The sequence below is a fragment of the Enterobacter cloacae complex sp. P40C2 genome (genome assembly GCF_014930695.1).
GTDB lineage: Bacteria > Pseudomonadota > Gammaproteobacteria > Enterobacterales > Enterobacteriaceae > Enterobacter > Enterobacter pasteurii.
This window is the reverse complement of sequence record NZ_JADBRP010000002.1, coordinates 366681-389646: the sequence shown is the minus strand read 5'-3', so window position 1 is coordinate 389646 and position 22966 is coordinate 366681. Positions and strand designations below refer to the sequence as shown.

Below are 22966 nucleotides of genomic sequence, written 5' to 3'. Positions count from 1 at the left end.
CACTGAAAAACGGTTCTCTGTTAGACTTCACTTAACTCTCTCTTACAGTATGGCATTTGCGATGAAAGTAACCTCACAAGTTGAAGCGCAGCGTAAGATCCTGGAAGAAGCCGTCTCCACCGCGCTGACGCTCGCTTCAGGTAAATCAGATGGCGCCGAAGTGGCGGTCAGCAAAACCACCGGCATTAGCGTGAGCACCCGCTATGGCGAAGTGGAGAATGTAGAATTCAACAGCGATGGCGCGCTGGGGATCACCGTTTATCACCAGAATCGCAAAGGCAGCGCCTCGTCTACCGATCTCAGCCCGGATGCCATCGCCCGTACGGTGCAGGCGGCGCTGGATATCGCCCGTTACACCTCCCCGGATCCTTACGCTGGCGTGGCCGATAAAGAGCTGCTGGCGTTTGATGCGCCGGATCTCGATCTGTTCCACCCGGCGGAAGTGACCCCGGATGAAGCCATCGAGCTGGCCGCGCGCGCCGAACAGGCGTCTTTGCAGGCGGATAAACGCATCACCAATACCGAAGGCGGCAGCTTCAACAGCCACTACGGCATCAAAGTCTTCGGCAACTCACATGGCATGCTGCAGGGCTACTGCTCTACCCGTCACTCGCTTTCCAGCTGCGTGATCGCCGAAGAGAACGGCGACATGGAGCGTGATTACGCCTATACCATCGGCCGCGCGCTGGGGGATTTGCAGTCTCCTGAGTGGGTGGGTAAAGAGTGTGCCGAACGCACGCTGTCACGCCTGTCGCCGCGTAAGCTTTCCACCATGAAGGCCCCGGTCATTTTTGCCAACGAAGTGGCGACCGGCCTGTTTGGCCATCTGGTGGGCGCTATTGCCGGTGGCTCGGTGTACCGTAAATCGACCTTCCTGCTCGACTCGCTGGGCAAGCAGATCCTGCCGGAATGGCTGACCATCGAAGAGCATCCGCACCTGCTGAAAGGGCTGGCCTCCACGCCGTTCGACAGCGAAGGCGTTCGCACCGAACGTCGCGACATTGTTAAGGACGGTATTCTGACCCAGTGGCTGCTGACCAACTACTCCGCGCGCAAGCTGGGGCTGAAAAGCACCGGTCACGCGGGCGGCATCCACAACTGGCGCATTGCCGGCCAGGGCCTGAGCTTTGAGCAGATGCTGAAAGAGATGGGCACTGGTCTGGTGGTGACCGAGCTGATGGGGCAGGGCGTAAGCGGCATCACCGGCGACTACTCGCGCGGCGCGGCGGGCTTCTGGGTGGAAAACGGCGAAATTCAGTATCCGGTGAGCGAAATCACCATCGCGGGTAACCTGAAGGACATGTGGCGCAACATCGTTACGGTCGGTAACGATATTGAAACACGCAGCAATATACAGTGTGGTTCAGTTCTTCTGCCCGAAATGAAAATTGCGGGTCAATAAAGATAGCGTTTTGTTAATAATAAAAAAGGAAGTGAGCAATGCGTAAACACCTGTTAGCGATCGTCGCGGCTTCAACGCTGGTTCTTGGCTCGTCCGCGTTTGCTGCCGATCTCGAAGACAATATGGATATTCTCAGCGAAAACCTGAAGGTTGTGCAGAAAACGGACAATGCGGCGGACATGAAAGACGCCCTGACCAAAATGCGCGAAGCGGCGCTGGACGCGCAAAAGGCGACGCCGCCGAAGCTGGAAAGCAAAGCGGCGGACAGCGCCGAGATGAAAGACTACCGTCACGGTTTTGACGTGCTGGTCGGCCAGATCGACGGTGCGCTGAAGCTGGCTAACGAAGGCAAGGTGAAGGAAGCCCAGGCGGCAGCGGAACAGTTTGCCACCACGCGCAATACCTATCACAAAAAATATCGTTAATTGGGTGCCTGAGCTGTACGTTCTTTCCCGTATGCGGGGGCGCAGTTAGCGCCCCCGCATCTTTGCTCCCTACTTGCCGGAGCGACACTCCATCCGCGCTGTCACTTCAGGCGAGCCGTTTCGAAAACGGATCCCCATAAGAAAACCTTATACACGTCACATTTCTACGAGTCGGCTCGTAATCTTTTCCACTTCGCTGGCCTGTCCATTGCCGCGTAATAGCGTGATATTCATCACGCAAATACAGCGTTTTATCCAGATTCACCGCATTTATGTGGCACAGATCACTGCCGCTGCTCGCCTTTCCACTTTGAAGTGGAAAACAACTCGCTACAAACCCTTCCCTCCCAACGTTAGTTTTATTCCAGAGCCATTAACGGGGTAAGACGAGTGATTAACGGAGCGGTAATGAACGACGTTGGGGAACAGGCGGTGCAGACTGAACAGCTCGCGAACACCATGCTACAGCAGGTTTATGCCCTGCTGGCCCGGCACAACATCATCCCCAATGCAGTACAGGAGCAGATGCTGACCTCCCACGTTCGCGCAATGGCGCACCGGTCCGTGACCGGCGAGCCGTTGCCGGAGGTTGAAGCAGAGCTGTTCGACGAAATTTCACCCGATTCAATGCGGCTCGCCCGTGAAGTGGTGGCGCAGTTTGGCAACCTTCCTGATGAAGAGGCCTGGCTGCTCTCCGTTCACTTCGAAGTCGCGAAAGACAACCTTTAAGGAGCAACACATGGAACAGATTACAGTCGTGATTGGCGATCGCCTGGGCAAAGGTCAGAAAGTGGCTGCCGGCGTGGAGAAAGCCGGTGGGCGCGCGGTTGTCGTACCGGGCATGGCCGCGGACATGAAGCTGGGTGACGTAATGAAGGCGGAAAACGCCACCTTCGGTATCTCGTTCTGCGGCAGCGGCGGCGCGGGCGCCATCACCGCCCAGACCAAATACGGCTACAAGGCTAAGTACGGCATGCGTTCCGTGGATGAGGGCGTGACCGCCATCAACGAAGGCTGCAACGTGCTGGGCTTTGGCTTTATGGATAAAGAAGAGCTGGGCGAGCGTCTGGTACAGGCGTGGCAGAAGAAATACGGCGCATAAGCATGAAAGAACAGTTCACAACCACGGTGAGGGTGAAGGGGAAGGGCGACGCCAAAGCGCGCGCCTTTGCCGACGCGCTCAACCACGTTCAGGCTGCGGTGATGAAAGCCTCACCGCATATCTTACTGCGTATTGAGCCACAGGATGTGCAGGTCGTTCAGGCGCAAGAAGCGGTGCGAAAAGAAGCCTTTCTGTTCTTCTTTTTGCGCCGGGAAAGACGCACCTACAGCGTGGAGCTGGATGTGACCGTCAACGTGACCGCCATCAATCTCGACCAGGTGGACTTCGTCACGCAACGCTGATTATTCATAAAAGGGCAGACTGATGTTCTTAATTATATTAATAAAATCGCTCATCATTGGCGGCCTGGTTGGCGTCGGTGTTGGAGCCGGGGCTGCACGCATGTTTCATGCGCCTACCACTCAGGGTATGGGCGCGTTTCGTACGTTGGGGGAGCTGAACTCCTGCGAAGGGGATCCGGCGTCCCACTTCTCCTTTGGGTTAGGCTTCTTCTTTAACGCCTGGGCCTCTTCCGTGGCCGCTGGCGCCTTCACACAGGACGTTGACCACCGCATCATCCCAAACTGGGGTGCTGCCGCACTGATGATCAAAAACCGTAACGTCGGCGAAACGCTGCACGATCCCCGCAAAATGGCAATTGCCTGCGGCATCATCGGCATGATTGTCGTGACCTTCCTTAACCTTACCGCCTCCTCCGTTCCGGCCGCGCTTCAGGTCACCGCCGTGAAGGTGCTGGTGCCGGCGGCGAACCTGCTGGTGAACACCGTAATGCCGGTGATCTTCTGGCTGGCGGCCATCGACGCGGGTAAAAAATCGGGCTTCTGGGCCACCATCTTCGGCGGCGCGGCGCAGCTGATTATGGGTAACGCCGTACCGGGCCTGGTGCTGGGGATCCTGATCGGTAAAGGCGTGGAAGAGAGCGGCTGGAACCACGTTACCAAGGTGATGATGGCGGCCATCGTTCTGCTGTTCGTGCTGAGCGGCTTCTTCCGCGGCTTCGACATGAAGATGATCGAATCCTTCCATCTGACGGTGCCGAACTGGCTCGACATGATCCACAACTCGCTCAGCGGTAAATAACAGGAGCCTCCAATGGAACAGAATAAAGGTTTTTGGTATGCCGACTGGTCGTTCCCGATCTTCGTTGGCCTGCTCTCCTCCGGCGTGTTTGCCGGGACGCACATGTACTACCTCTACGGCATCGGCGCGTTTAACGAAGTGGCCTTCGTGGCGATGCTGAAGGCGGGGATTGATACCGGCGTGTACGGCGCGGTGGCCGCGTTCGGCGCGAGCTTCCTGTTCGCCCGTATTATCGAAGGATCGCTGGTGGGGATCCTCGACATCGGCGGGGCGATCCAGACCGGCGTGGGGCTCGGCGTACCGGCGCTGCTGCTGGGCGCGGGGATCATGTTCCCGGTGACTAACTTCATTGCCTCGCTGATTACCGGCCTGGTGATTGGCCTGGCGATTGGCTACGTCATCATCCTGGCGCGTAAGTTCACCATCAACCAGAGTAACTCTACCTACGGTGCAGACGTGATGATGGGCGCGGGCAACGCTTCCGGCCGCTTCCTCGGTCCGCTGATTATCCTCAGCGCCATGACGGCCTCCATTCCTATCGGCGTCGGCTCCCTGGTGGGTGCGCTGCTGTTCTACATCTGGCAGAAGCCGATCACCGGTGGCGCCATCCTCGGCGCAATGATTTTGGGCTGGCTGTTCCCGGTCGCCCTTTAATACCCGCGGGCGCTCCGGCGCCCGATTTATCAGGAGAACCTTATGTTTGATTTACTCCTGCGCCGTGCGCGCCTTGCCGACGATACCCTGACCGATATCGCCATTCAGGACGGGAAGATCGCCGCGACAGGCGAAATTGACGCTCCCGCCCGCAAAACGGTTGAGCTTAACGGTAACGTGTTCGTCAGCGCGGGCTGGATTGACTCCCACGTTCACTGCTACCCGAACTCCCCCATTTACCACGACGAACCGGACAGCGTCGGCATTGCCACCGGCGTCACCACCGTGGTGGACGCGGGCAGTACCGGTGCCGACGACGTGGACGATTTCTATGAAATTACCCGCAAAGCCTCAACCGAGGTCTTTGCCCTGCTGAATATCTCCCGCGTGGGGCTGATTGCCCAGAACGAGCTGGCCAATATGGCGAATATTGATGCCGATGCCGTGAGGCAGGCGGTGAAGCGCCATCCTGATTTTATCGTCGGCCTGAAGGCGCGCATGAGCAGCAGCGTGGTGGGGGAAAACGGTATTACCCCGCTGGAGCGCGCGAAGGCCATTCAGAAAGAGAACGGCGACCTGCCGCTGATGGTGCACATCGGCAACAATCCGCCGAACCTCGACGAAATTGCCGAGCTGTTAAGCTCGGGCGACATCATTACCCACTGCTACAACGGCAAGCCCAACCGCATTCTGACGCCCTCCGGCGAGCTGCGCGCCTCCATCACCTCCGCCCTGAAGCGCGGCGTGCGCCTGGACGTTGGCCACGGCACGGCGAGCTTCAGCTTTGAGGTGGCGAAACGCGCCATCGCGATGGGTATTCTGCCGCACACCATCAGCTCGGATATCTACTGCCGCAACCGCATTAACGGCCCGGTCGGCTCGCTTTCGAGCGTGATGTCAAAATTCCTCGCCGTCGGCATGTCATTGCCGCAGGTGATTGACTGCGTCACCGCGAATGCCGCCGACGGCCTGCGCCTGACGCGCAAAGGGCGTATCGAACCCGGCCTCGACGCCGACCTGACGCTGTTCACCGTTAAGCGCCAGCCGACGGTGCTGACGGATGCTGAAAACGACAGCCTGCAGGCTGAACACATTCTGGTGCCGCTTGCCGCGATCCGCGCGGGCAAGGGCTACATGACCGAACAAGGGAGCACGGAACATGCCTTCGATTTATGAGAAGTACCACTTAAAGCAGGTTATTAACACCTCTGGCCGCATGACGGCGCTGGGCGTCTCCACGCCGCGCCCGGAGGTGGTGCAGGCGGCGATGGACGGCATGAATCACTACTTCGAGATGAAGGATCTGGTTAACAAAACCGGCGAATACATTGCGAAGCTGCTGGACGTGGAGGGCGCGACGGTGGTCTCCTGCGCATCGGCGGGCATTGCCCAGTCCGTGGCGGCAGTGCTGGTGAAGGACAGCGACTGGCTGCTGGAAAACCTGCACGTCACCCCGATTGAAAACAACGAGATCGTGCTGCCGAAAGGCCACAACGTAAACTTCGGCGCGCCGGTGGGCACCATGGTGGCGCTGGGCGGCGGCAGGCTGGTGGAGGCGGGCTACGCCAACGAATGCTCCGCCGATCAGCTGGCGGCGGCGATCACCCCGCGCACCGCGGCGATCCTCTATATCAAATCGCACCACTGCGTGCAGAAAAGCATGCTCAGCGTTGAGCAGGCGGCGGTCGTGGCGCGCAAGCACGATCTCCCGCTGATCGTCGATGCGGCAGCGGAAGAAGATCTGCACGTGTACTACCGCTCCGGCGCCGATCTGGTGATCTACAGCGGCGCGAAGGCGATCGAAGGGCCAACCAGCGGGCTGGTGATCGGCAAAACTCAATATGTTGAATGGGTGAAGCGTCAGACGGCGGGCATTGGCCGCGCCATGAAGGTGGGTAAAGAGGGCATCCTTGGCCTGACCTGCGCCATCGAACACTACCTGACGGCAACCAAAGAGAGCGGGGCGGAGATGGTGGCAAAAATGACGCCGTTTATCGACGCGCTCAACACCCTGAACGGCGTTACCGCGCGCGTGGTCTGGGACAGCGCCGGTCGCGACATCGCGCGCACCGAGATTAAGTTTGACGAAGCGACCACCGGCGTCGGCACCGGCGACCTTGTCGCGCAGCTGAAGCAGGGTGAATACGCCATTTACTTCCGTGGCTACAAGGCCAACGAAGGGATCATCGAAGCGGACGTGCGCAGCGTGAGCGCTGACCAGCTGAACATCGTGTACCGCCGCATTAGCGAAGTATTAGGACAGGAGAAAAAAGCATGAAACGGACCCCCAATTTTTACCGTGACCGCGTCTGCCTGAACGTGCTGGCAGGCTCGAAAGCCAACGCCAGCGCCATTTACGAGGCGGCGGAAGGCCATGTGCTGGTGGGCGTGCTCTCCAAAAACTATCCTGACGTGGCGAGCGCGGTCGCTGATATGCGTGAGTACGCGGCGCTGATTGATAATGCGCTTTCCGTAGGGCTGGGCGCGGGCGATCCGAACCAGTCGGCGATGGTGAGCGAAATCTCCCGCCAGGTTCAGCCGCAGCACGTTAACCAGGTTTTCACCGGCGTGGCCACCAGCCGCGCGCTGCTGGGGCAGAATGAGTCCGTGGTCAACGGACTGGTCTCACCGACCGGCACCGTCGGGATGGTAAAAATCTCCACCGGCCCGCTGAGCAGCGCGGCACCGGACGGCATTGTGCCGGTTGAAACGGCGATTGCCCTGCTGAAGGATTTCGGCGGCAGCTCGATCAAATACTTCCCGATGGGCGGCCTCAAGTGCCGTGACGAGTACAAAGCGGTGGCGGAAGCCTGCGCTCGTCACGACTTCTGGCTGGAGCCGACCGGGGGAATCGATCTGGATAACTTCGAGGAGATCCTGCAGATCGCGCTGGACTCGGGCGTGAGCAAAATCATTCCGCATATCTACAGCTCGATTATCGACAAAGACAGCGGCGATACGCGTCCGGAAGACGTGCGTACGCTGCTTGCGATGACGAAGAAGCTGGTAAAGTAAAACAAAACCTTACCCCTCACCCCGGCCCTCTCCCCAAAGGGGAGAGGGTGTAATCGTCCCCTCTCCCCTTTGGGGAGAGGGTTAGGGTGAGGGGGAACAAACCGCACAACCCCAAAGGAGCCACCATGCACACCCAAAACCTGCTTGTCGCTTCACTCTCGTTGCTTGCCACTGCCGCTATCGCCCAGCCGCAGTACGCCTGGGTCGGCACCTATAACCCCAACGGCGAGGGGCTGTACCGCTTTACCGTCGACCCGAACACCGGCGCGCTCGGCGATAAAACGCTGGTGAGCAGGCTCCCGAACGCGGCGCAGCTGACCGTCTCTCACGACGGCAAAACGCTGTATCTGGCAAGCGAGGTGGAGCAGGGCGTGGTGCAGGCGCTGCGCGTGGGCGATAACGGCGAGCTGAGCGAGCTGAATCAGGTCTCCTCCGGCGGTGCGGGGCCGGTGTACCTGTCGCTAACGCCGAACGGCCAGCACCTGCTGGTGGCGAACTACGTCAGCGGATCGATCGCGGTGCTGCCCGTCAACGCAGACGGCAGCCTGGGTGAGGCCACGGACACGCATCAGGATCGGGGCGAACCGGGGGCGGCGAAGCCTGAAGCTGCCGTTGAGGGCAGCTTTGCCATCAGCGATCATAACGGCCCCCACGCGCACATGATCGCTGCCGATCCGAGCGGGAAGTATGTGTTTTCTACCGATCTGGGGCTGGATCGCATCTACCAGTACCGCTTTGACGATCGAAGCGGCAAGCTGACGCCGAACGATCCGCCGTTTATCAGCGCCTCATCAAAAGGTGCCGGGCCGCGCCACTTTGTCTTTACGCCGAAGGGAGACGCTCTGTGGCTGATTAACGAAGAAGCCTCTACGCTCACCCATTATGCGCTGGACAGCAGCGGCAGGCTCAAAGAAGGTAAAACGGTTTCAGCCCTGCCGGACGGTTACAAGGGCACCAGCTTTGCCGCCGGGCTGGCGTTAAGCGCCGATGGTAAACAGCTGTATGTCGCTAACCGTTTGCATAACAGCATCGGGCACTTTACCGTAACGGCGGAGGGGACGCTGACGCACCAGGACGATGTCTGGACGCGCGGTGACTATCCGCGAACCCTGACGCTCGATAAGCAGGGGCGCTGGCTGTACGTCATGAACCAGCGCAGCGACAACATTACCCGCTTCCGCGTGGCGCAGGACGGCAGGCTGAGCGTTGAGCCAGACTACACCCCGGTCGGCAGCCCATCCCAGATGGTTATTTCACCCTGAGCAGTAAGAGGACGACGACGTGCGATTTCCGAACCAACGTTTAGCGCAACTTTTCGATCTGTTGCAAAACGAGACGCTGCCGCAGGACGAGCTGGCGCAGCGGCTGTCGGTCTCCACGCGAACCGTCCGGGCGGATATCACCGCCCTGAACGCGCTGCTGGCGAGCCACGGCGCGCAGTTCATCCTGAGCCGGGGCAACGGCTATCAGCTTAAAATTGATGATGCTGAACGTTACCAGCAGCTACAGGCATCGCACCCGCGCGCGCTGCGCGTTCCGCGAACCGGGCCGGAGCGCGTGCACTATCTGGTGGTGCGTTTTCTGACCTCGGCGTTTTCCCTTAAGCTGGAGGACCTGGCGGACGAGTGGTTTGTCAGCCGCGCCACGCTGCAGAGCGACATGGTGGAGGTACGCGAGTGGTTCCACCGGTACAACCTGACGCTGGAAACCCGCCCGCGCCACGGCATGAAGCTGTTTGGCCGCGAGATGGCGATCCGCGCCTGCCTGACCGACCTCCTGTGGGAGCTGGCGCAGCAGGACAGCCTGAACCCGCTGGTTACCGAGGTAGCGCTCAACGCGGGCGTGGCGGAAAAGATGGTGCCCGTACTGCACGACGCGCTGACCCGCCATCACATTCGCCTGACCGACGAAGGCGAGCTGTTCCTGCGCCTGTACTGCGCGGTGTCGGTGCGGCGCATCAGCGAAGGTTACCCGCTGCCGGAATTTCAGGCGGAAGACGTGGAGGACAACGTGCGCGAGGCGGCGAAAGCTATCGCGGCGTCCATCCAGCAGCTGGCGGACAAAGCGCTTTCACCTTCGGAAGAGAGCTGGCTGTGCGTGCACATTGCGGCGCGGCAGATCCAGGAGATCGCCCCAAGCGCGATTAACGCCGACGACGATGAGGCGCTGGTCAACTACATCCTGCGCTACATCAATACCCACTATAACTACAACCTGCTCAGCGACGAACAGCTGCACGCGGATCTGCTCACGCACATCAAAACCATGATCACCCGCGTGCGGTATCAAATCATGATCCCCAATCCGCTGCTGGATAACATCAAGCAGCACTATCCGATGGCGTGGGACATGACCCTCGCGGCCGTGTCGAGCTGGGGGAAATATACCCCGTACGCGATCAGCGAAAACGAGATTGGCTTCCTGGTGCTGCACATCGGCGTCGGGCTGGAGCGTCACTACAACATTGGCTACCAGCGCCAGCCGCGGGTGCTGCTGGTGTGCGACGCCGGAAACGCGATGGTGCGGATGATCGAGGCGGTGCTCCAGCGTAAATACCCGCAGATTGAGATTGCGCGTACGCTCACCCTGCGCGAGTACGAGCAGGCGGATACCGTCGTCGAGGACTTTGTTATTTCCACCGCCCGCGTGAGCGAGAAATCCAAACCGGTGGTGACGATCGCGCCGTTCCCGACCGACTATCAGCTGGAGCAGATCGGCAAGCTGGTGCTGGTGGACAGAACCCGTCCGTGGATGCTGGAGAAATACTTCGACGCGGCCCATTTCCGCATTATCGACAAGCCCGTCGACCAGCAAACCCTGTTCCGCGAACTGTGCGAGCAGCTCGAACGCGAGGGCTTTGTCGGGGCGGAGTTTCTGGATTCGGTCATCGAGCGTGAGGCCATCGTCAGCACCATGCTTGGCGACGGCATCGCGCTGCCGCACTCCCTCGGCCTGCTGGCGCAAAAAACGGTGGTCTACACGGTGCTGGCGCCGCAGGGCATTCAGTGGGGAGATGAAACAGCCCATGTGATTTTCCTGCTTGCGATTAGCAGGAGTGAATACGAAGAGGCGATGGCCATTTACGACATCTTCGTCACCTTCCTGCGTGAACGCGCGATGGCGCGCCTGTGCCAGTGCCAGGATTTTGCGGCGTTTAAGGCTGAGGCCGTGGAGAGTTTGAGCCGGTTTTGAGAAAAAAGCGGATAGAGGCTATCCGCTATTAATTAACGCAGATGATGCACAACCTGGTTACTGCTGCCTCGCCAGATCAGCATGGGATCTTTTAAATCCTGCACGAACTTGCCGTCGACCAGCACGTTAATCAGATCCACCACTTCTCGTTGTGCAGCATTCAGTTCATCCAGCTTATAGCCCGTCCAGACCCAGATATCTTTTCCCGCGCATTCGCGGCGAATGCGTTTCACCAGCTTCAGAATATCCGGCACGTTTTGCGGATGCAGCGGGTCGCCGCCGGAGAGCGAAATCCCCTGACGTTTGATGCGCGTGTCGTTCAGGTCGCTGATGATGCGGTCTTCCATTTCAGCGGTGAACGGCATGCCGGAATTTAAGCGCCAGGTGCTTTTGTTGTAGCAGCCGGGGCACTCGTGAATGCAGCCCGATACAAAGAGCGTGCAGCGGGTGCCGGGGCCGTTGACGATGTCGACGGGGTAGTACTGGTGATAGTTCATAGCGTTAGCCTGATGTGATGCCTTTAACCCTCACCCTAACCCTCTCCCCAAAGGGGAGAGGGGACGATTACACCCTCTCCCCTTTGGGGAGAGGGCTGGGGTGAGGGGGAGAACCCGGCAAAAAAATTACCCGATCTGCCCATTCCCTAAATGCTTCACGCGGCGCTTCACCTCTTCCTGCTTGCCGGCGTTAAACGGACGCGCGTCCGGACTGCCGAGATAGCCGCACACGCGGCGGGTCACGGAAACGCGGGCCGCATCGTGGTTACCGCATTTCGGGCAGGTAAAGCCTTTGCTGGTGCACTCAAACTCGCCGGTAAAGCCGCACTCGTAGCACTCGTCGATTGGCGTGTTGGTCCCGTAGTACGGCACGTGCTGGTAGCTGTAATCCCACACGTCTTCCAGCGCCTTCAGGTTGTGCTGAATGTTCGGGTACTCGCCGTAGCAGATGAAGCCGCCGCTGGCGATCGGCGGGTAGGCCGCTTCGAAGTCGATCTTGTCGTACGGGTTCACCTTCTTCTCAACGTCGAGATGGAAGCTGTTGGTGTAGTACCCTTTGTCGGTCACCCCTTCCACAATCCCGAACTCGGCGGTATCCAGACGGCAGAAGCGATCGCACAGGTTTTCGCTCGGCGTACTGTACAGGCTAAAACCGTAGCCGGTTTCGTCTTTCCACTGGTCCACCGCATCACGCAGGCGCTGCACAATCGCGATGCCTTTCTCGCGCAGGGTATCGCTGTCGTAAATGTGCCTGTCGCCAAACAGCGCGTTAATGGTTTCGTGAATACCGATATAGCCCAGCGAGATCGACGCGCGGCCGTTTTTGAAGATCTCAGCAACGTCATCGTCCGCCTTCAGGCGCACGCCGCAGGCCCCTTCCATATAAAGGATTGGCGCGACGCGGGCTTTCACCCCTTCAAGGCGCGCAATGCGGGTCATCAGCGCCTTACGCGCCAGCTGTAAACGCTCGTCCAGCAGCGTCCAGAAGGCCTCTTCATTACCTTTCGCCTCCAGCGCGATGCGCGGCAGGTTAAGGCTGATTACGCCCAGGTTGTTTCGCCCGTCGTGGATCTGCTCGCCGTTCTCATCTTCGTACACGCCGAGGAAGCTGCGGCAGCCCATTGGCGTTTTGAACGAGCCGGTGACCTTCACCACCTGGTCGTAGTTCAGAATGTCCGGGTACATGCGCTTGCTCGCGCACTCCAGCGCCAGCTGTTTAATGTCGTAGTTCGGATCGCCAAACTTGTGGTTCAGCCCGTCGCGGATGGCGAAGACCAGTTTCGGGAATACCGCCGTTTTGCGGTTTTTACCCAGGCCTGAAATACGGTTGCGCAGGATGGACTGCTGAATAAGGCGCGATTCCCAGCTGGTGCCGAGACCAAAGCCAAAGGTCACAAACGGCGTCTGGCCGTTGGCGGTGTGCAGCGTGTTCACTTCGTATTCCAGCGACTGGAAGGCGTCGTAGCACTCTTTCTCCGTGCGGGAGCGGGCGTAACCGTCGGCGTCCGGGATCTGCCACTCTTCCGCCGTTTTACGGTGCTTGTTAAAGCTCTCGGCCACGAACGGGGCCAGCACTTCATCGATGCGGTTGATGGTGGTGCCGCCGTAAATGTGGCTCGCGACCTGGGCGATGATCTGCGCCGTGACCGCCGTCGCGGTGGAGATGGATTTTGGCGGTTCAATCTCGGCGTTACCCATTTTAAAGCCGCGGGTCAGCATGCCCTTCAGGTCGATCAGCATGCAGTTGAACATCGGGAAGAACGGCGAGTAGTCGAGATCGTGGTAGTGGATTTCACCGCGCTCGTGCGCCGATACCACGTCGCGCGGCAGCAGATGCTGGCGCGCATAGTGCTTGGCGACGATACCGGCCAGCAGGTCGCGCTGGGTCGGGATTACCTTGCTGTCTTTATTCGCGTTTTCATTGAGCAGCGAGGAGTTGGTCTGCTCCACCAGGCCGCGGATCTCCTGGTTCAGGCGACCGCGCTTCTCGCGCTGGACGTCACGGTCGTGACGGTACTCAATGTAGGCGCGCGCCAGCTGCTTGTAGGGGCCAGACATCAGCTGGTTTTCTACCGCAGTCTGGATCTCGTTGATATCCACCTGGCTGCGTTCATGCATCTGGCTGCTAACGACTTCTGCGACGGTGGCGCAGTAATCTGCGTCATCGACTCCCGCTGCTTTAGCTGCACGCAGAATGGCTTCTTTGATGCGCTCTGATTTAAACGGCACTTTACAGCCATCACGTTTCATCACATGCGGTGTCATGATCACTCCATTTTAAAAACAGGTTATCCACAGAGGTGGGGAAGTATTCACCGGGCTTATTGCTCGGCACGCCAAAGACTTCCCGCGTTCCCGGTTCGTGTTATCCACAATTCCGGCCAGCGTAAGCGCCGTCTTGTTGTTGGAATTGTAGACGATAGATACAATATGTTGGGTCGGGATGCATTTTAAGTGCTACATATAGTGATTTGCATCAAACATGTTTGCGATTTTTTTGATTCAGAACAAAGTAAAAAGACGAGAGTACAAACGGCGGGCGCTGGAGCGATTGTAAATGCGCAGAGGCAAAATTTTGCTTAATTATTCAACAAAAACAGCAAAATAAGCCGGGCGCGACGGGCGCCCGGCGGGGAAGTTACTCCTGTAACCACCACACGGCTTCAAACGGACGGAGCGAAGACGCATAGGGGGCAGGGTAGTTACTCATCACGATCCGCGCCTCGCCGCCCGGAGCGTCTGCGTGCCATTCCTGAGATGCGCCGCTCAGGTTTGCCACCACTATCAGCGTTTGTCCCTGCCACCGGCGGCGGTAGCACCACAGGGAAGGGTGTGTCGGGAGCAAATCTTCATAGTCTCCCCACGTCAGCACCGGCAGGGTTTTGCGCAGCCTGATGAGCGACTGATAGGTGTAAAACACCGAGTCCGGGTCGTCCAGCGCGGCCCGGGCGTTCACCGTCTCGTAATTATCGCAAACGCCAATCCACGGCTCGCCCCCGGTAAAGCCCGCATTGTGCGAGGCGTCCCACTGCATCGGCGTGCGGCCATTATCGCGGGATTTACATGCCAGAATCGCCAGTAGCTCCTCCGCATCGCGGCCGTTTGCGCGCAGTTCGGCAAACATGTTCAGGCTTTCCACGTCGCGGTAGTCGGTGATGCGGCTGAAGTGCGGATTGGTCATGCCCAGCTCTTCGCCCTGATAGATATAGGGCGTGCCCTGCATGCCGTGCAGCACCATGCCGAGCATTTTCGCCGCCGCCACGCGGTGTTCCCCTTCGTCGCCAAAGCGCGACACGATGCGCGGCTGATCGTGGTTACACCAGAACAGCGCGTTCCACGCCTTGTTGTGCATCCCCTGCTGCCAGTGGTTAAAGAGGGTCTTCAGCGCCACGAAGTCCGGCTTCGCCTTCGTCCATTTTTCGCCGCCGGGGTAATCCACCTTCAGGTGGTGGAAGTTGAAGGTCATCGACAGCTCGCGCCCGTCCAGAGACGCATACTGCTGGCAGTTTTCCAGCGAGGTGGAGGACATTTCGCCTACCGTCATCAGGTTACGCGGGGTAAAGACGTCGCGGCTCATCTCCTGAAGAAATTCATGGATGCGCGGCCCGTCGGTGTAGAAGCGACGACCATCGCCGAAGGGATCGTCCGGGAAGGACCAATCTTTCGAAATCAGGTTAATCACGTCGAGACGTAAACCGTCCACGCCGCGATCGGCCCAGAACTCGCACACCTTTTTCAGTTCGGCGCGCACCTCCGGGTTCTCCCAGTTGAGGTCCGCCTGCTCCGGCGCGAACAGGTGCAGGTAATACTGCTCGCTTTCGGCGTGCCAGCGCCAGGCGTTGCCGCCAAACTTGGAGCGCCAGTTATTGGGAAGCTCGTCCGGCGTGCCGTCGCGCCAGATATAGAACTGGCGGTACGGGCTCGCTTTGTTCAGCGATTCGCGGAACCAGGCGTGCTGCGTGGAGGTGTGGTTAAACACCATATCCAGCACGATGCGGATGCCGCGCGCGTGCGCCTGGGCGACCAGCTCGTCAAAGTCGTCCAGCGTGCCGTAGGTCGGGTCGATGGCGATGTAGTTCGCCACGTCGTAGCCGTTATCCACCTGCGGCGAGATATAAAACGGCGTCAGCCAGATGGCGTCAATGCCGAGGGTTTTCAGGTAGTCCAGGCGCTGCGTCACGCCGCGCAGATCGCCCGTGCCGCTGCCGGTGGTGTCCTGGAAACTCTTTGGGTAAATCTGATAGATGACGCCGTTTTGCCACCAGTGAGGAAGGGTATTCATAGTACGTTCCTGCAAATGCGAAGGGGCGCAACTGCGCCCCAAAAGAGGGAATTAAACAATCTGCAGCGTGCCCTGACGGAACTTACGCTGGTAGACCACGGTAGTCAGCGCCATTGGGACGATAATCGCCACCGCCATTGCCAGCGCAAACACCTGCCAGAACGCGGGCTGAATGGAGAGGATTCCCGGCAGGCCGCCCACGCCAATCCCGTTCGCCATCACGTTGTTCAGGCCGCACAGCAAACCCGCCAGGCCAGAGCCGATCATCGCGCAGAGCATCGGGAAGCGATATTTCAGATTGATACCGTACATCGCCGGTTCGGTAACGCCGAGGTAAGCGGAGATAGCTGCCGGAACGGAGATCTCACGCTCGTTGTGCTTACGGCTGACGATGATGATGCCGGTAACCGCGGAGGCCTGCGCGATATTAGACAGGGCGATAATCGGCCAGACCGGCGTGCCGCCCAGGCTCTGGATCATCTGCATATCGATCGCCAGCGTCGTCTGGTGCACGCCGGTGATCACCAGCGGGGCATACAGGAAGCCAAACAGCGCGGCCCCAACCGGCGCGAAGCTGCCGGTCATCAGGTGACGCACCGCGAAGGCCACGCCGTCACCAATCATGCGGCCAAACGGACCGATAAAGGCGTGCGCCAGAAATACCGCCAGGATCAGCGAGCAGACCGGCACCACCACCAGATAAAGGTAGTCCGGCACGATGCGCTTCAGGCGCGTCTCAATAAAGCCCAGCGCCAGCCCGGCCAGCAGCGCGGGGATCACCTGCGCCTGATAGCCCACTTTGGCGATGGTAAACAGGCCGAAGTTCCACACCTCAGGCACCTGCTGACCAAGTAAGTAAGCGTTCATTAACTGCGGAGAGACCAGCGTGACGCCGAGCACGATGCCAAGAATCGGCGTTCCGCCCATTTTGCGCACCGCTGACCAGCAGATCCCGACGGGCAGGTAGAAGAAGATCGCTTCGCCAATCAGCCACAGGAAGTCATAGATGCTTTGCAGCGCCGGGTACATCTGCGCCAGGGTTTTGCCGTCGCTCATCGGCACATCGCCGATGACGTTGCGGAAGCCTAAAATTAAGCCCCCGCTGATCAGCGCCGGCAGCAGCGGGAAGAAGATCTCTGCGAAGTGGGAGATAAGCTGCTCGTGCCACTTCATATTCTGACGCGCGGCCTTCTTCGCCTGCTCTTTGTCGGCGGAAGCGTGCCCGGTCGTCGCCAGCAGAGCCTGATAGTAATCGCCCACTTCGGTACCAATCACCACCTGGAACTGCCCGGCGTTGGTGAAGCAGCCTTTGACCATTGAAAGCTCTTCAATGGCTTTTGGGTTAGCTTTAGCCGGATCGTTCAGCACGAAGCGCAGGCGGGTAATGCAGTGGCTGACGGTGGCAATGTTTTCACGGCCGCCTACCAGGACGATCAACCGATCGATATCGGCTTGTTTGACTTTACTCATCATGAAACCTCATGACAGATGGTGAAGGGATGAATGACCTGAACGCAAGCCTACTCCCTGAGCGCGACGGCGAAAATGGGAACGTTCCCGAAATCAGGCGAAGATCACAATAATCCGCTGTGTGAGGGCACACTGGATTGCATTTCACTCGCAGTTTTTATCAATTTCTTCTCAAGGGTGTTTAAAAAATATCAGGTCAATATCTTAAAAATACAGGGAAGATCTTAAACATGATCTGGCCGGAACTTTACAGTCGGTTTCAGGCATAAGCTTGTCTTCATATACTGAAATAAACGTAGAGCAATAATGTACGGGAACAACGAGATCGTCAGTTATTTACAGGCCAGTAAAATACTTGCGCTTAAACTCGACCATGCTGTTACTGCGGTCGGCCAGAACGTCAAAACACAGGTGAATATGATAGGGGAAGGCGCCACTCGGCTGTTGTATTACGCCTCATGTTTCACTGATGAATACAATGATGTTTGCCTGAGACAGAAGAGCGAAGACCTACGCTTCAGAGATGCCGTTTATAAATTAGTAAGCGGTGTGGATGTAGTCTATGAAATGCTTAGACTGTATTTTGAGGAAGTTTTCAAATACAAAAATCCTGAACAGTTAGAGTATATTAAACAGCGGCTAATGGCTGTAAATGTCCACATCGCTGCGGTTAGCCTTACCGGTGCCGGGTTTACATTAGCCGTTGCCGCCTGCGTTCGCCTTGGATTAAATATCAGCCTCGAATTAAGCGCCATTGCCGGAAGATGGGCTTCCCGAGGTATTGCTTTTATTTGGCTGTATGGGGTAGTACAGCAAGCCGCGGATAGCGCGTATCGTCTGCACGTTGAATTTCCCGCCTGGTACTCGGCACTTTATGCTCAAGGGCTTGAAATGCTTTATTTTCTCATTGAGCCTGTGTTTCGCAGGACGGGCGCGACACGTGCGCAATGGGCATCTGATGACGACATTGCGGATATCATCACCAGGTTGATCAGATAACAATGATGAATTACATCAAACGTTTTTTACGCTGGCAGGCGCGAATTATATTTTCGGTTTACGGCCCGGCCGCGTTAACAATCCTGTTTGCCCTGATACAGGCCCATTTCTTCCCCGGCAGCCCTGTCTGGCCAATTGGTCTTTTCTTCATTGTGGTCATGATTGTTTTTGGCTGCTATGTGAAATGGTAAAAGGCCAAACATTTCAATACAGATAACCACTAATAAGGCGAAGTCGACAATTAAAATGTACCGTATTCTTGAGTCTGGGATTGAGGCTGAGTATTTCAATATTATTCTGGAAAACGTCAAGTTCACAACGGTAGCGCCGTATCTCTCCCCCGGCAGTATGACCAGTACCCACCTGGAAACGCTGGAGCTGCGCTATGAGGCAATTACCTGGAAGTATACCGAAGGCAATATCCTGTACCATGATTCATGGAACGATCGCTGTTGCGCATGAAAGCGAAAGGACTAAGAGAGAAGGGCAGGAATAACGATCTGGCGCGGCTCAGCGCGCCCGTTGATCTGCTCTATCAGCTGCGCGGCCGCCTGTCGGCCTGACTCGGCGTAGCCCGGATCGACGCTGATAATCTCGGGGTGTAAGAACTTCATCAGCGGCGTGTTTCCCACGCTCGCTAACTGCAGTTCCCCGATGCGCTGCTCCTGCAAATATTTGCTCGCACCCAGCGCCAGGGTATCCGTGGCGCACACCAGGGCCGTGGTCTGCGGGGTCAGCACGCTGGCGACCTGCTCATATCCCTGCTTCATGCCCAGCCCGGGCAGCGCGGCCACGGCGGGCAGGTTATGTTTTTTACAAAACGCCAGGTACGCCTCATGACGACGCTTGCCGGTCGTGACGTCGGCATGCGGCACGCCGAGATAACTGATATAGCGATGGCCCTGCTCATACAGGCGCTGCATCAGGATCACAATCGCCCCTTCGTCATCGTAACAGACAGAAGCAAACCCGCTGGCGTCGCGCGCCAGCAGCACCAGTGACGGCTGCCAGGGCTTGAGGACATCCTCTTTAAGGCCGGTAAAGCCGAACAGCACCACGCCATCAATGTTGCGTCGCTGAAGCATACCGAGATGCTCCACCACCATCTGCGGCGAGAATTTGCTCTCCATCATGATCGGATCATAACCCTGCTCGTAAAAGGCGGGCAGCATGGTCTGCACGGCGAGGTTTTCGGAGAGAGAATCCAGACGCGAGACGATAATGGCGACCACTTTATCGCTCTGCCCGCGCATGGCGCGCGCGGAGCGGGAAGGGGAGAAACCGTGCTGATTCATGACCGCCTCAACGCGCTCGCGCGTACGCTCGCTGACGCCGCTTTCGTTGTTCAGCACGCGTGAGACGGTCGATTTCCCCACGCCGCTTAAACGCGCGATGTCTTTAATCGTAAGGCGGTTCTGCATGCTGTATTCCCTGTAACAACGATAAAATAGTCAGTTGAGCCTAATGCTATCCTGCGAATTCGCCATGGGCAAAGTCTGGTTTACGTTTGGTTTATTTGCAGGGCGTTATAATACCGCCCGATTAAACACAAACGGTATGGTTAAATCGCTATACTGCGTGCCGACACCCTACTTTTTACTTACCGGAGGCGACATGGATCCCGATCCCACACCTCTCCTGACCAGGAGAAAACCTTCTTTCCGGTAAGCCAGCCTTTTGCTGTCTCACCGGCGTGAGGCAGCAACGTTCATACGTTCCTGCTTGAAAATTTAAGTGCCTGACAGGTGCGGCTTTGCCACGCCTGCGGGAAAGACTGCGTCCGCCATTGCGGATGCGGGGGAATGACTATGCTGAAAAATATCACCCGGCAGCTGTTTGCACAGCTGAGCCGCCATCTGCCGCATCGCCTGATTGCGCGCGATCCGCTGCCGAACGGCAAAAATATCGCGGGAGCGACAATTCCCGCCTCCCTGACCGAGCGCTGCCTTAACGTGGCGGCGATGGATGAAAACGAAGTCTGGCGCGCCTTTGGCGGACACCCGGAAGGGCTGAACGCATCCGAAGTTGAAAAAATTCGTGCCGTGCACGGCGACAACCAGATCCCGGCGCAAAAGCCCTCTCCGTGGTGGGTGCACCTGTGGCTCTGCTACCGCAACCCGTTCAACCTGCTGCTGACGGTGCTGGGCATCATCTCTTACGCTACCGAAGATCTGTTCGCCGCCGGCGTTATTGCCCTGATGGTGGGTATCTCCACGCTGCTCAACTTTATTCAGGAAGCGCGCTCCACCAAAGCCGCGGATGCCCTGAAGGCGATGGTCAGCAACACCGCGACGGTCTCGCGCGTGATTAACGAACTCGGTGAAAACGCCTGGGTTGAACTGCCCATTGACCAGCTGGTGCCGGGCGATCTGGTGAAGCTGGCGGCCGGGGACATGATCCCGGCGGATTTGCGCATCATCCAGGCGCGCGATCTGTTCGTGGCGCAGGCTTCGCTCACCGGAGAATCTCTGCCCGTTGAGAAGGTGGCGCGCTCCCGCGATCCGCAGCAGATGAACCCGCTCGAGTGCGACACCCTGTGCTTTATGGGCACCACGGTGGTCAGCGGCACCGCGCAGGCGATTGTTACCGCCACCGGCGGCAATACCTGGTTTGGACAGCTTGCCGGACGCGTCAGCGAGCAGGAGAGCGAGCCGAACGCGTTTCAGAAGGGCATTGGCCGCGTCAGCATGCTGCTGATCCGCTTTATGATGGTCATGACGCCGATCGTGCTGCTGATCAACGGCTACACCAAAGGCGACTGGTGGGAAGCGGCGCTGTTTGCGCTCTCCGTGGCCGTCGGCCTGACGCCGGAAATGCTGCCGATGATTGTCACCTCCACGCTGGCGCGCGGGGCGGTAAAACTCTCTAAACAGAAGGTGATCGTCAAACACCTCGACGCCATTCAGAACTTTGGCGCGATGGACATTCTCTGCACCGATAAAACCGGCACGCTGACCCAGGACAAAATCGTGCTGGAGAACCATACCGACATCGCCGGAAAGACCAGCGAGCGCGTGCTGTACAGCGCGTGGCTGAACAGCCACTACCAGACCGGGCTGAAAAACCTGCTCGACGTGGCGGTGCTGGAAGGCGTGGATGAAGAGTCGGCCCGCATGCTCTCCGGCCGCTGGCAGAAAGTCGACGAGATCCCGTTCGACTTTGAGCGCCGCCGCATGTCGGTGGTGGTAAGCGAACAGCCGGACGTGCATCAGCTGATCTGCAAAGGGGCGTTGCAGGAGATCCTGAACGTTTCAACGCAGGTGCGCCATAACGGGGAGATCGTGCCGCTGGACGAGACCATGCTGCGCCGCATCAAACGCGTTACCGATAACCTGAACCGTCAGGGGCTGCGCGTGGTGGCGGTGGCGAGCAAGTTTCTGCCCGCGCGGGAAGGTGACTATCAGCGTATCGACGAATCCGATTTGATCCTCGAAGGTTACATCGCATTCCTCGATCCGCCGAAAGAGACCACCGCCCCCGCGCTGAAGGCGCTGAAGGCGAGCGGTATCACCGTGAAAATCCTCACCGGCGACAGCGAGCTGGTGGCCGCCAAAGTGTGTCACGAGGTGGGGCTGGACGCGGGCGACGTGGTGGTGGGAAGCGATATCGAATCGCTCTCAGACGACCAGCTGGCGCAGCTTGCCCTGCGCACCACGCTGTTTGCCCGCCTGACGCCGATGCACAAAGAGCGCATCGTCACCCTGCTGCGTCGGGAAGGGCACGTGGTGGGCTTTATGGGCGACGGCATCAACGACGCGCCCGCCCTGCGTGCGGCGGATATCGGTATTTCCGTGGACGGGGCGGTGGACATCGCCCGTGAAGCGGCAGACATCATCCTGCTGGAAAAGAGCCTGATGGTGCTGGAGGAGGGCGTGATCGAAGGGCGTCGGACCTTCGCCAACATGCTCAAGTACATCAAGATGACCGCCAGCTCCAACTTCGGTAACGTCTTCAGCGTGCTGGTGGCGAGCGCGTTTCTGCCGTTCCTGCCGATGCTGCCGCTGCACCTGCTGATCCAGAACCTGATGTACGACGTGTCCCAGGTGGCGATCCCGTTTGATAACGTCGATGACGAGCAGATCCAGAAGCCGCAGCGCTGGAACCCCGCCGATCTGGTGCGCTTTATGCTGTTCTTTGGCCCGATCAGCTCGATCTTCGACATCCTGACCTTCTGCCTGATGTGGTTTGTGTTCCACGCCAACACTGCGGAACACCAGACCCTGTTCCAGTCCGGCTGGTTCGTGGTGGGGCTGCTGTCGCAGACGCTGATTGTGCATATGATCCGCACCCGCCGCATTCCGTTCATCCAGAGCCGTGCCGCCTGGCCGCTGATTATCATGACCGGGGTTGTGATGGCGCTTGGGATCGCGCTGCCGTTCTCACCGCTAGCGAGCTATCTGCAGCTCCAGGCGCTGCCGCTGAGCTACTTCCCGTGGCTGGTGGCGATCCTCGCGGGCTATATGGTGCTGACGCAGCTGGTGAAAGGATTCTATGCGCGCCGGTACGGGTGGCAGTAAAAACATACCCTCACCCTGACCCTCTCCCTGGAAGGGAGAGGGGATGATTACACCCTCGCCCCTTTGGGGAGAGGGCCGGGGTGAGGGGACTGGCTTTTCTCCCAAATTCAACAACCTGTGATCTCCGTCGGCGCATTCGCTTGACGACAAATTGAGCGCATGTTAACAGAATGTTTTGCCTTTATACCCTAAATAATTCGAGTTGCATGAAGGCGGCAAGGGAGTGAATCCCCGGGAGCTTACATAAGTAAGTGACCGGGGTGAACGAGTGCAGCCAACGCACAGGCAACTTGAAGTATGACGGGTATAT

Annotated in this window: 19 protein-coding genes and 1 pseudogene; 15 read left to right on the top strand and 5 right to left on the bottom strand. The window is 58.4% G+C overall.

What is annotated here, in order from left to right; genetic code table 11:
• The first annotated feature begins 49 nt into the window (after positions 1 to 49).
• The 12 genes from pmbA (at position 50) to IM304_RS07020 (ending at position 10891) form a co-directional block, all read left to right on the top strand.
• Positions 50 to 1402, top strand: a complete 1353-nt coding sequence (gene pmbA / locus IM304_RS07075) for a metalloprotease PmbA (protein WP_193354862.1) — start codon at positions 50 to 52, stop codon at positions 1400 to 1402.
• A gap of 38 nt (positions 1403 to 1440) precedes the next feature.
• Positions 1441 to 1827 carry a cytochrome b562 gene (gene cybC / locus IM304_RS07070; RefSeq protein WP_148421948.1) on the top strand — a complete coding sequence of 129 codons (387 nt, stop codon included), beginning with the start codon at positions 1441 to 1443 and terminating at the stop codon, positions 1825 to 1827.
• Between the two features lie 390 nt (positions 1828 to 2217).
• Entirely contained in the window at positions 2218 to 2556 is a 339-nt protein-coding gene (locus IM304_RS07065; protein WP_086527803.1) for a glycine dehydrogenase, read from the top strand.
• A gap of 10 nt (positions 2557 to 2566) precedes the next feature.
• Positions 2567 to 2929, top strand: coding sequence for an SFCGS family glycine-rich protein (locus IM304_RS07060; protein WP_006810339.1), 363 nt, complete (start codon positions 2567 to 2569; stop codon positions 2927 to 2929).
• A 2-nt stretch (positions 2930 to 2931) separates the two neighbouring features.
• A complete protein-coding gene (locus tag IM304_RS07055) occupies positions 2932 to 3231 on the top strand; it encodes a DUF4312 family protein (protein WP_006810338.1) in 300 nt (99 codons plus the stop codon).
• A gap of 22 nt (positions 3232 to 3253) precedes the next feature.
• On the top strand, positions 3254 to 4030 hold the full coding sequence (locus tag IM304_RS07050) for a DUF4311 domain-containing protein (RefSeq protein WP_006810337.1): 777 nt from the start codon (positions 3254 to 3256) through the stop codon (positions 4028 to 4030).
• Positions 4031 to 4042: 12 nt separating this feature from the next.
• The gene (locus IM304_RS07045) at positions 4043 to 4684 is read left to right on the top strand and encodes a DUF4310 family protein (RefSeq protein WP_003856081.1); all 642 of its coding nucleotides are present in this window, start codon (positions 4043 to 4045) and stop codon (positions 4682 to 4684) included.
• A 42-nt stretch (positions 4685 to 4726) separates the two neighbouring features.
• Positions 4727 to 5860, top strand: coding sequence for an amidohydrolase/deacetylase family metallohydrolase (locus tag IM304_RS07040; RefSeq protein WP_193354861.1), 1134 nt, complete (start codon positions 4727 to 4729; stop codon positions 5858 to 5860).
• Positions 5844 to 6962: a DgaE family pyridoxal phosphate-dependent ammonia lyase gene (locus IM304_RS07035; protein ID WP_193354860.1), complete on the top strand. Its 1119-nt coding sequence runs from the start codon at positions 5844 to 5846 to the stop codon at positions 6960 to 6962. Before IM304_RS07040 ends, IM304_RS07035 begins: the two co-directional genes overlap by 17 nt.
• Positions 6959 to 7699: a KDGP aldolase family protein gene (locus tag IM304_RS07030; protein WP_193354859.1), complete on the top strand. Its 741-nt coding sequence runs from the start codon at positions 6959 to 6961 to the stop codon at positions 7697 to 7699. Before IM304_RS07035 ends, IM304_RS07030 begins: the two co-directional genes overlap by 4 nt.
• Before the next feature lie 125 nt (positions 7700 to 7824).
• Positions 7825 to 8961, top strand: a complete 1137-nt coding sequence (locus IM304_RS07025; protein WP_193354858.1) for a lactonase family protein — start codon at positions 7825 to 7827, stop codon at positions 8959 to 8961.
• 19 nt (positions 8962 to 8980) lie between these two features.
• On the top strand, positions 8981 to 10891 hold the full coding sequence (locus IM304_RS07020) for a transcription antiterminator (protein WP_193354857.1): 1911 nt from the start codon (positions 8981 to 8983) through the stop codon (positions 10889 to 10891).
• Positions 10892 to 10923: 32 nt separating this feature from the next.
• Here IM304_RS07020 and nrdG read toward each other — a convergent pair whose 3' ends face one another.
• The 4 genes from nrdG to treB all read right to left on the bottom strand — a co-directional run bounded on the left by nrdG (position 10924) and on the right by treB (position 17140).
• The gene (gene nrdG / locus IM304_RS07015) at positions 10924 to 11388 is read right to left on the bottom strand and encodes an anaerobic ribonucleoside-triphosphate reductase-activating protein (protein WP_176608862.1); all 465 of its coding nucleotides are present in this window, start codon (positions 11386 to 11388) and stop codon (positions 10924 to 10926) included.
• 126 nt (positions 11389 to 11514) lie between these two features.
• Positions 11515 to 13653: an anaerobic ribonucleoside-triphosphate reductase gene (gene nrdD / locus IM304_RS07010; RefSeq protein ID WP_193354856.1), complete on the bottom strand. Its 2139-nt coding sequence runs from the start codon at positions 13651 to 13653 to the stop codon at positions 11515 to 11517.
• A 373-nt stretch (positions 13654 to 14026) separates the two neighbouring features.
• On the bottom strand, positions 14027 to 15670 hold the full coding sequence (gene treC, locus IM304_RS07005) for an alpha,alpha-phosphotrehalase (RefSeq protein ID WP_193354855.1): 1644 nt from the start codon (positions 15668 to 15670) through the stop codon (positions 14027 to 14029).
• A 51-nt stretch (positions 15671 to 15721) separates the two neighbouring features.
• The gene (gene treB, locus IM304_RS07000) at positions 15722 to 17140 is read right to left on the bottom strand and encodes a PTS trehalose transporter subunit IIBC (protein ID WP_193354896.1); all 1419 of its coding nucleotides are present in this window, start codon (positions 17138 to 17140) and stop codon (positions 15722 to 15724) included.
• A 306-nt stretch (positions 17141 to 17446) separates the two neighbouring features.
• On the opposite strand from treB, the gene IM304_RS06995 reads away from it, so the two are divergent.
• Positions 17447 to 18139, top strand: coding sequence for a hypothetical protein (locus IM304_RS06995; RefSeq protein WP_193354854.1), 693 nt, complete (start codon positions 17447 to 17449; stop codon positions 18137 to 18139).
• A 231-nt stretch (positions 18140 to 18370) separates the two neighbouring features.
• Positions 18371 to 18601 (top strand): annotated as a pseudogene (locus IM304_RS06990) (type VI secretion system tube protein Hcp); the annotation flags it as partial.
• 11 nt (positions 18602 to 18612) lie between these two features.
• Here IM304_RS06990 and treR read toward each other — a convergent pair.
• A complete protein-coding gene (gene treR, locus IM304_RS06985) occupies positions 18613 to 19560 on the bottom strand; it encodes a trehalose operon repressor TreR (RefSeq protein ID WP_193354852.1) in 948 nt (315 codons plus the stop codon).
• 387 nt (positions 19561 to 19947) lie between these two features.
• Here treR and mgtA point away from each other — a divergent pair, with 387 nt between their 5' ends.
• Entirely contained in the window at positions 19948 to 22656 is a 2709-nt protein-coding gene (gene mgtA / locus IM304_RS06980) for a magnesium-translocating P-type ATPase (protein WP_193354851.1), read from the top strand.
• Positions 22657 to 22966: the final 310 nt, after the last annotated feature.

Bases quoted from the DNA above. Each gene is read 5' to 3' on its own strand.
- pmbA (WP_193354862.1), top strand. From the start codon at position 50: ATGGCATTTGCGATGAAAGTAACCTCACAAGTTGAAGCGCAGCGTAAG.
- cybC (WP_148421948.1), top strand. From the start codon at position 1,441: ATGCGTAAACACCTGTTAGCGATCGTCGCGGCTTCAACGCTGGTTCTT.
- IM304_RS07060 (WP_006810339.1), top strand. From the start codon at position 2,567: ATGGAACAGATTACAGTCGTGATTGGCGATCGCCTGGGCAAAGGTCAG.
- IM304_RS07055 (WP_006810338.1), top strand. From the start codon at position 2,932: ATGAAAGAACAGTTCACAACCACGGTGAGGGTGAAGGGGAAGGGCGAC.
- IM304_RS07050 (WP_006810337.1), top strand. From the start codon at position 3,254: ATGTTCTTAATTATATTAATAAAATCGCTCATCATTGGCGGCCTGGTT.
- IM304_RS07045 (WP_003856081.1), top strand. From the start codon at position 4,043: ATGGAACAGAATAAAGGTTTTTGGTATGCCGACTGGTCGTTCCCGATC.
- IM304_RS07040 (WP_193354861.1), top strand. From the start codon at position 4,727: ATGTTTGATTTACTCCTGCGCCGTGCGCGCCTTGCCGACGATACCCTG.
- IM304_RS07035 (WP_193354860.1), top strand. From the start codon at position 5,844: ATGCCTTCGATTTATGAGAAGTACCACTTAAAGCAGGTTATTAACACC.
- IM304_RS07030 (WP_193354859.1), top strand. From the start codon at position 6,959: ATGAAACGGACCCCCAATTTTTACCGTGACCGCGTCTGCCTGAACGTG.
- IM304_RS07025 (WP_193354858.1), top strand. From the start codon at position 7,825: ATGCACACCCAAAACCTGCTTGTCGCTTCACTCTCGTTGCTTGCCACT.
- nrdG (WP_176608862.1), bottom strand. From the start codon at position 11,388: ATGAACTATCACCAGTACTACCCCGTCGACATCGTCAACGGCCCCGGC.
- nrdD (WP_193354856.1), bottom strand. From the start codon at position 13,653: ATGACACCGCATGTGATGAAACGTGATGGCTGTAAAGTGCCGTTTAAA.
- treC (WP_193354855.1), bottom strand. From the start codon at position 15,670: ATGAATACCCTTCCTCACTGGTGGCAAAACGGCGTCATCTATCAGATT.
- treB (WP_193354896.1), bottom strand. From the start codon at position 17,140: ATGAGTAAAGTCAAACAAGCCGATATCGATCGGTTGATCGTCCTGGTA.
- IM304_RS06995 (WP_193354854.1), top strand. From the start codon at position 17,447: ATGTACGGGAACAACGAGATCGTCAGTTATTTACAGGCCAGTAAAATA.
- treR (WP_193354852.1), bottom strand. From the start codon at position 19,560: ATGCAGAACCGCCTTACGATTAAAGACATCGCGCGTTTAAGCGGCGTG.
- mgtA (WP_193354851.1), top strand. From the start codon at position 19,948: ATGCTGAAAAATATCACCCGGCAGCTGTTTGCACAGCTGAGCCGCCAT.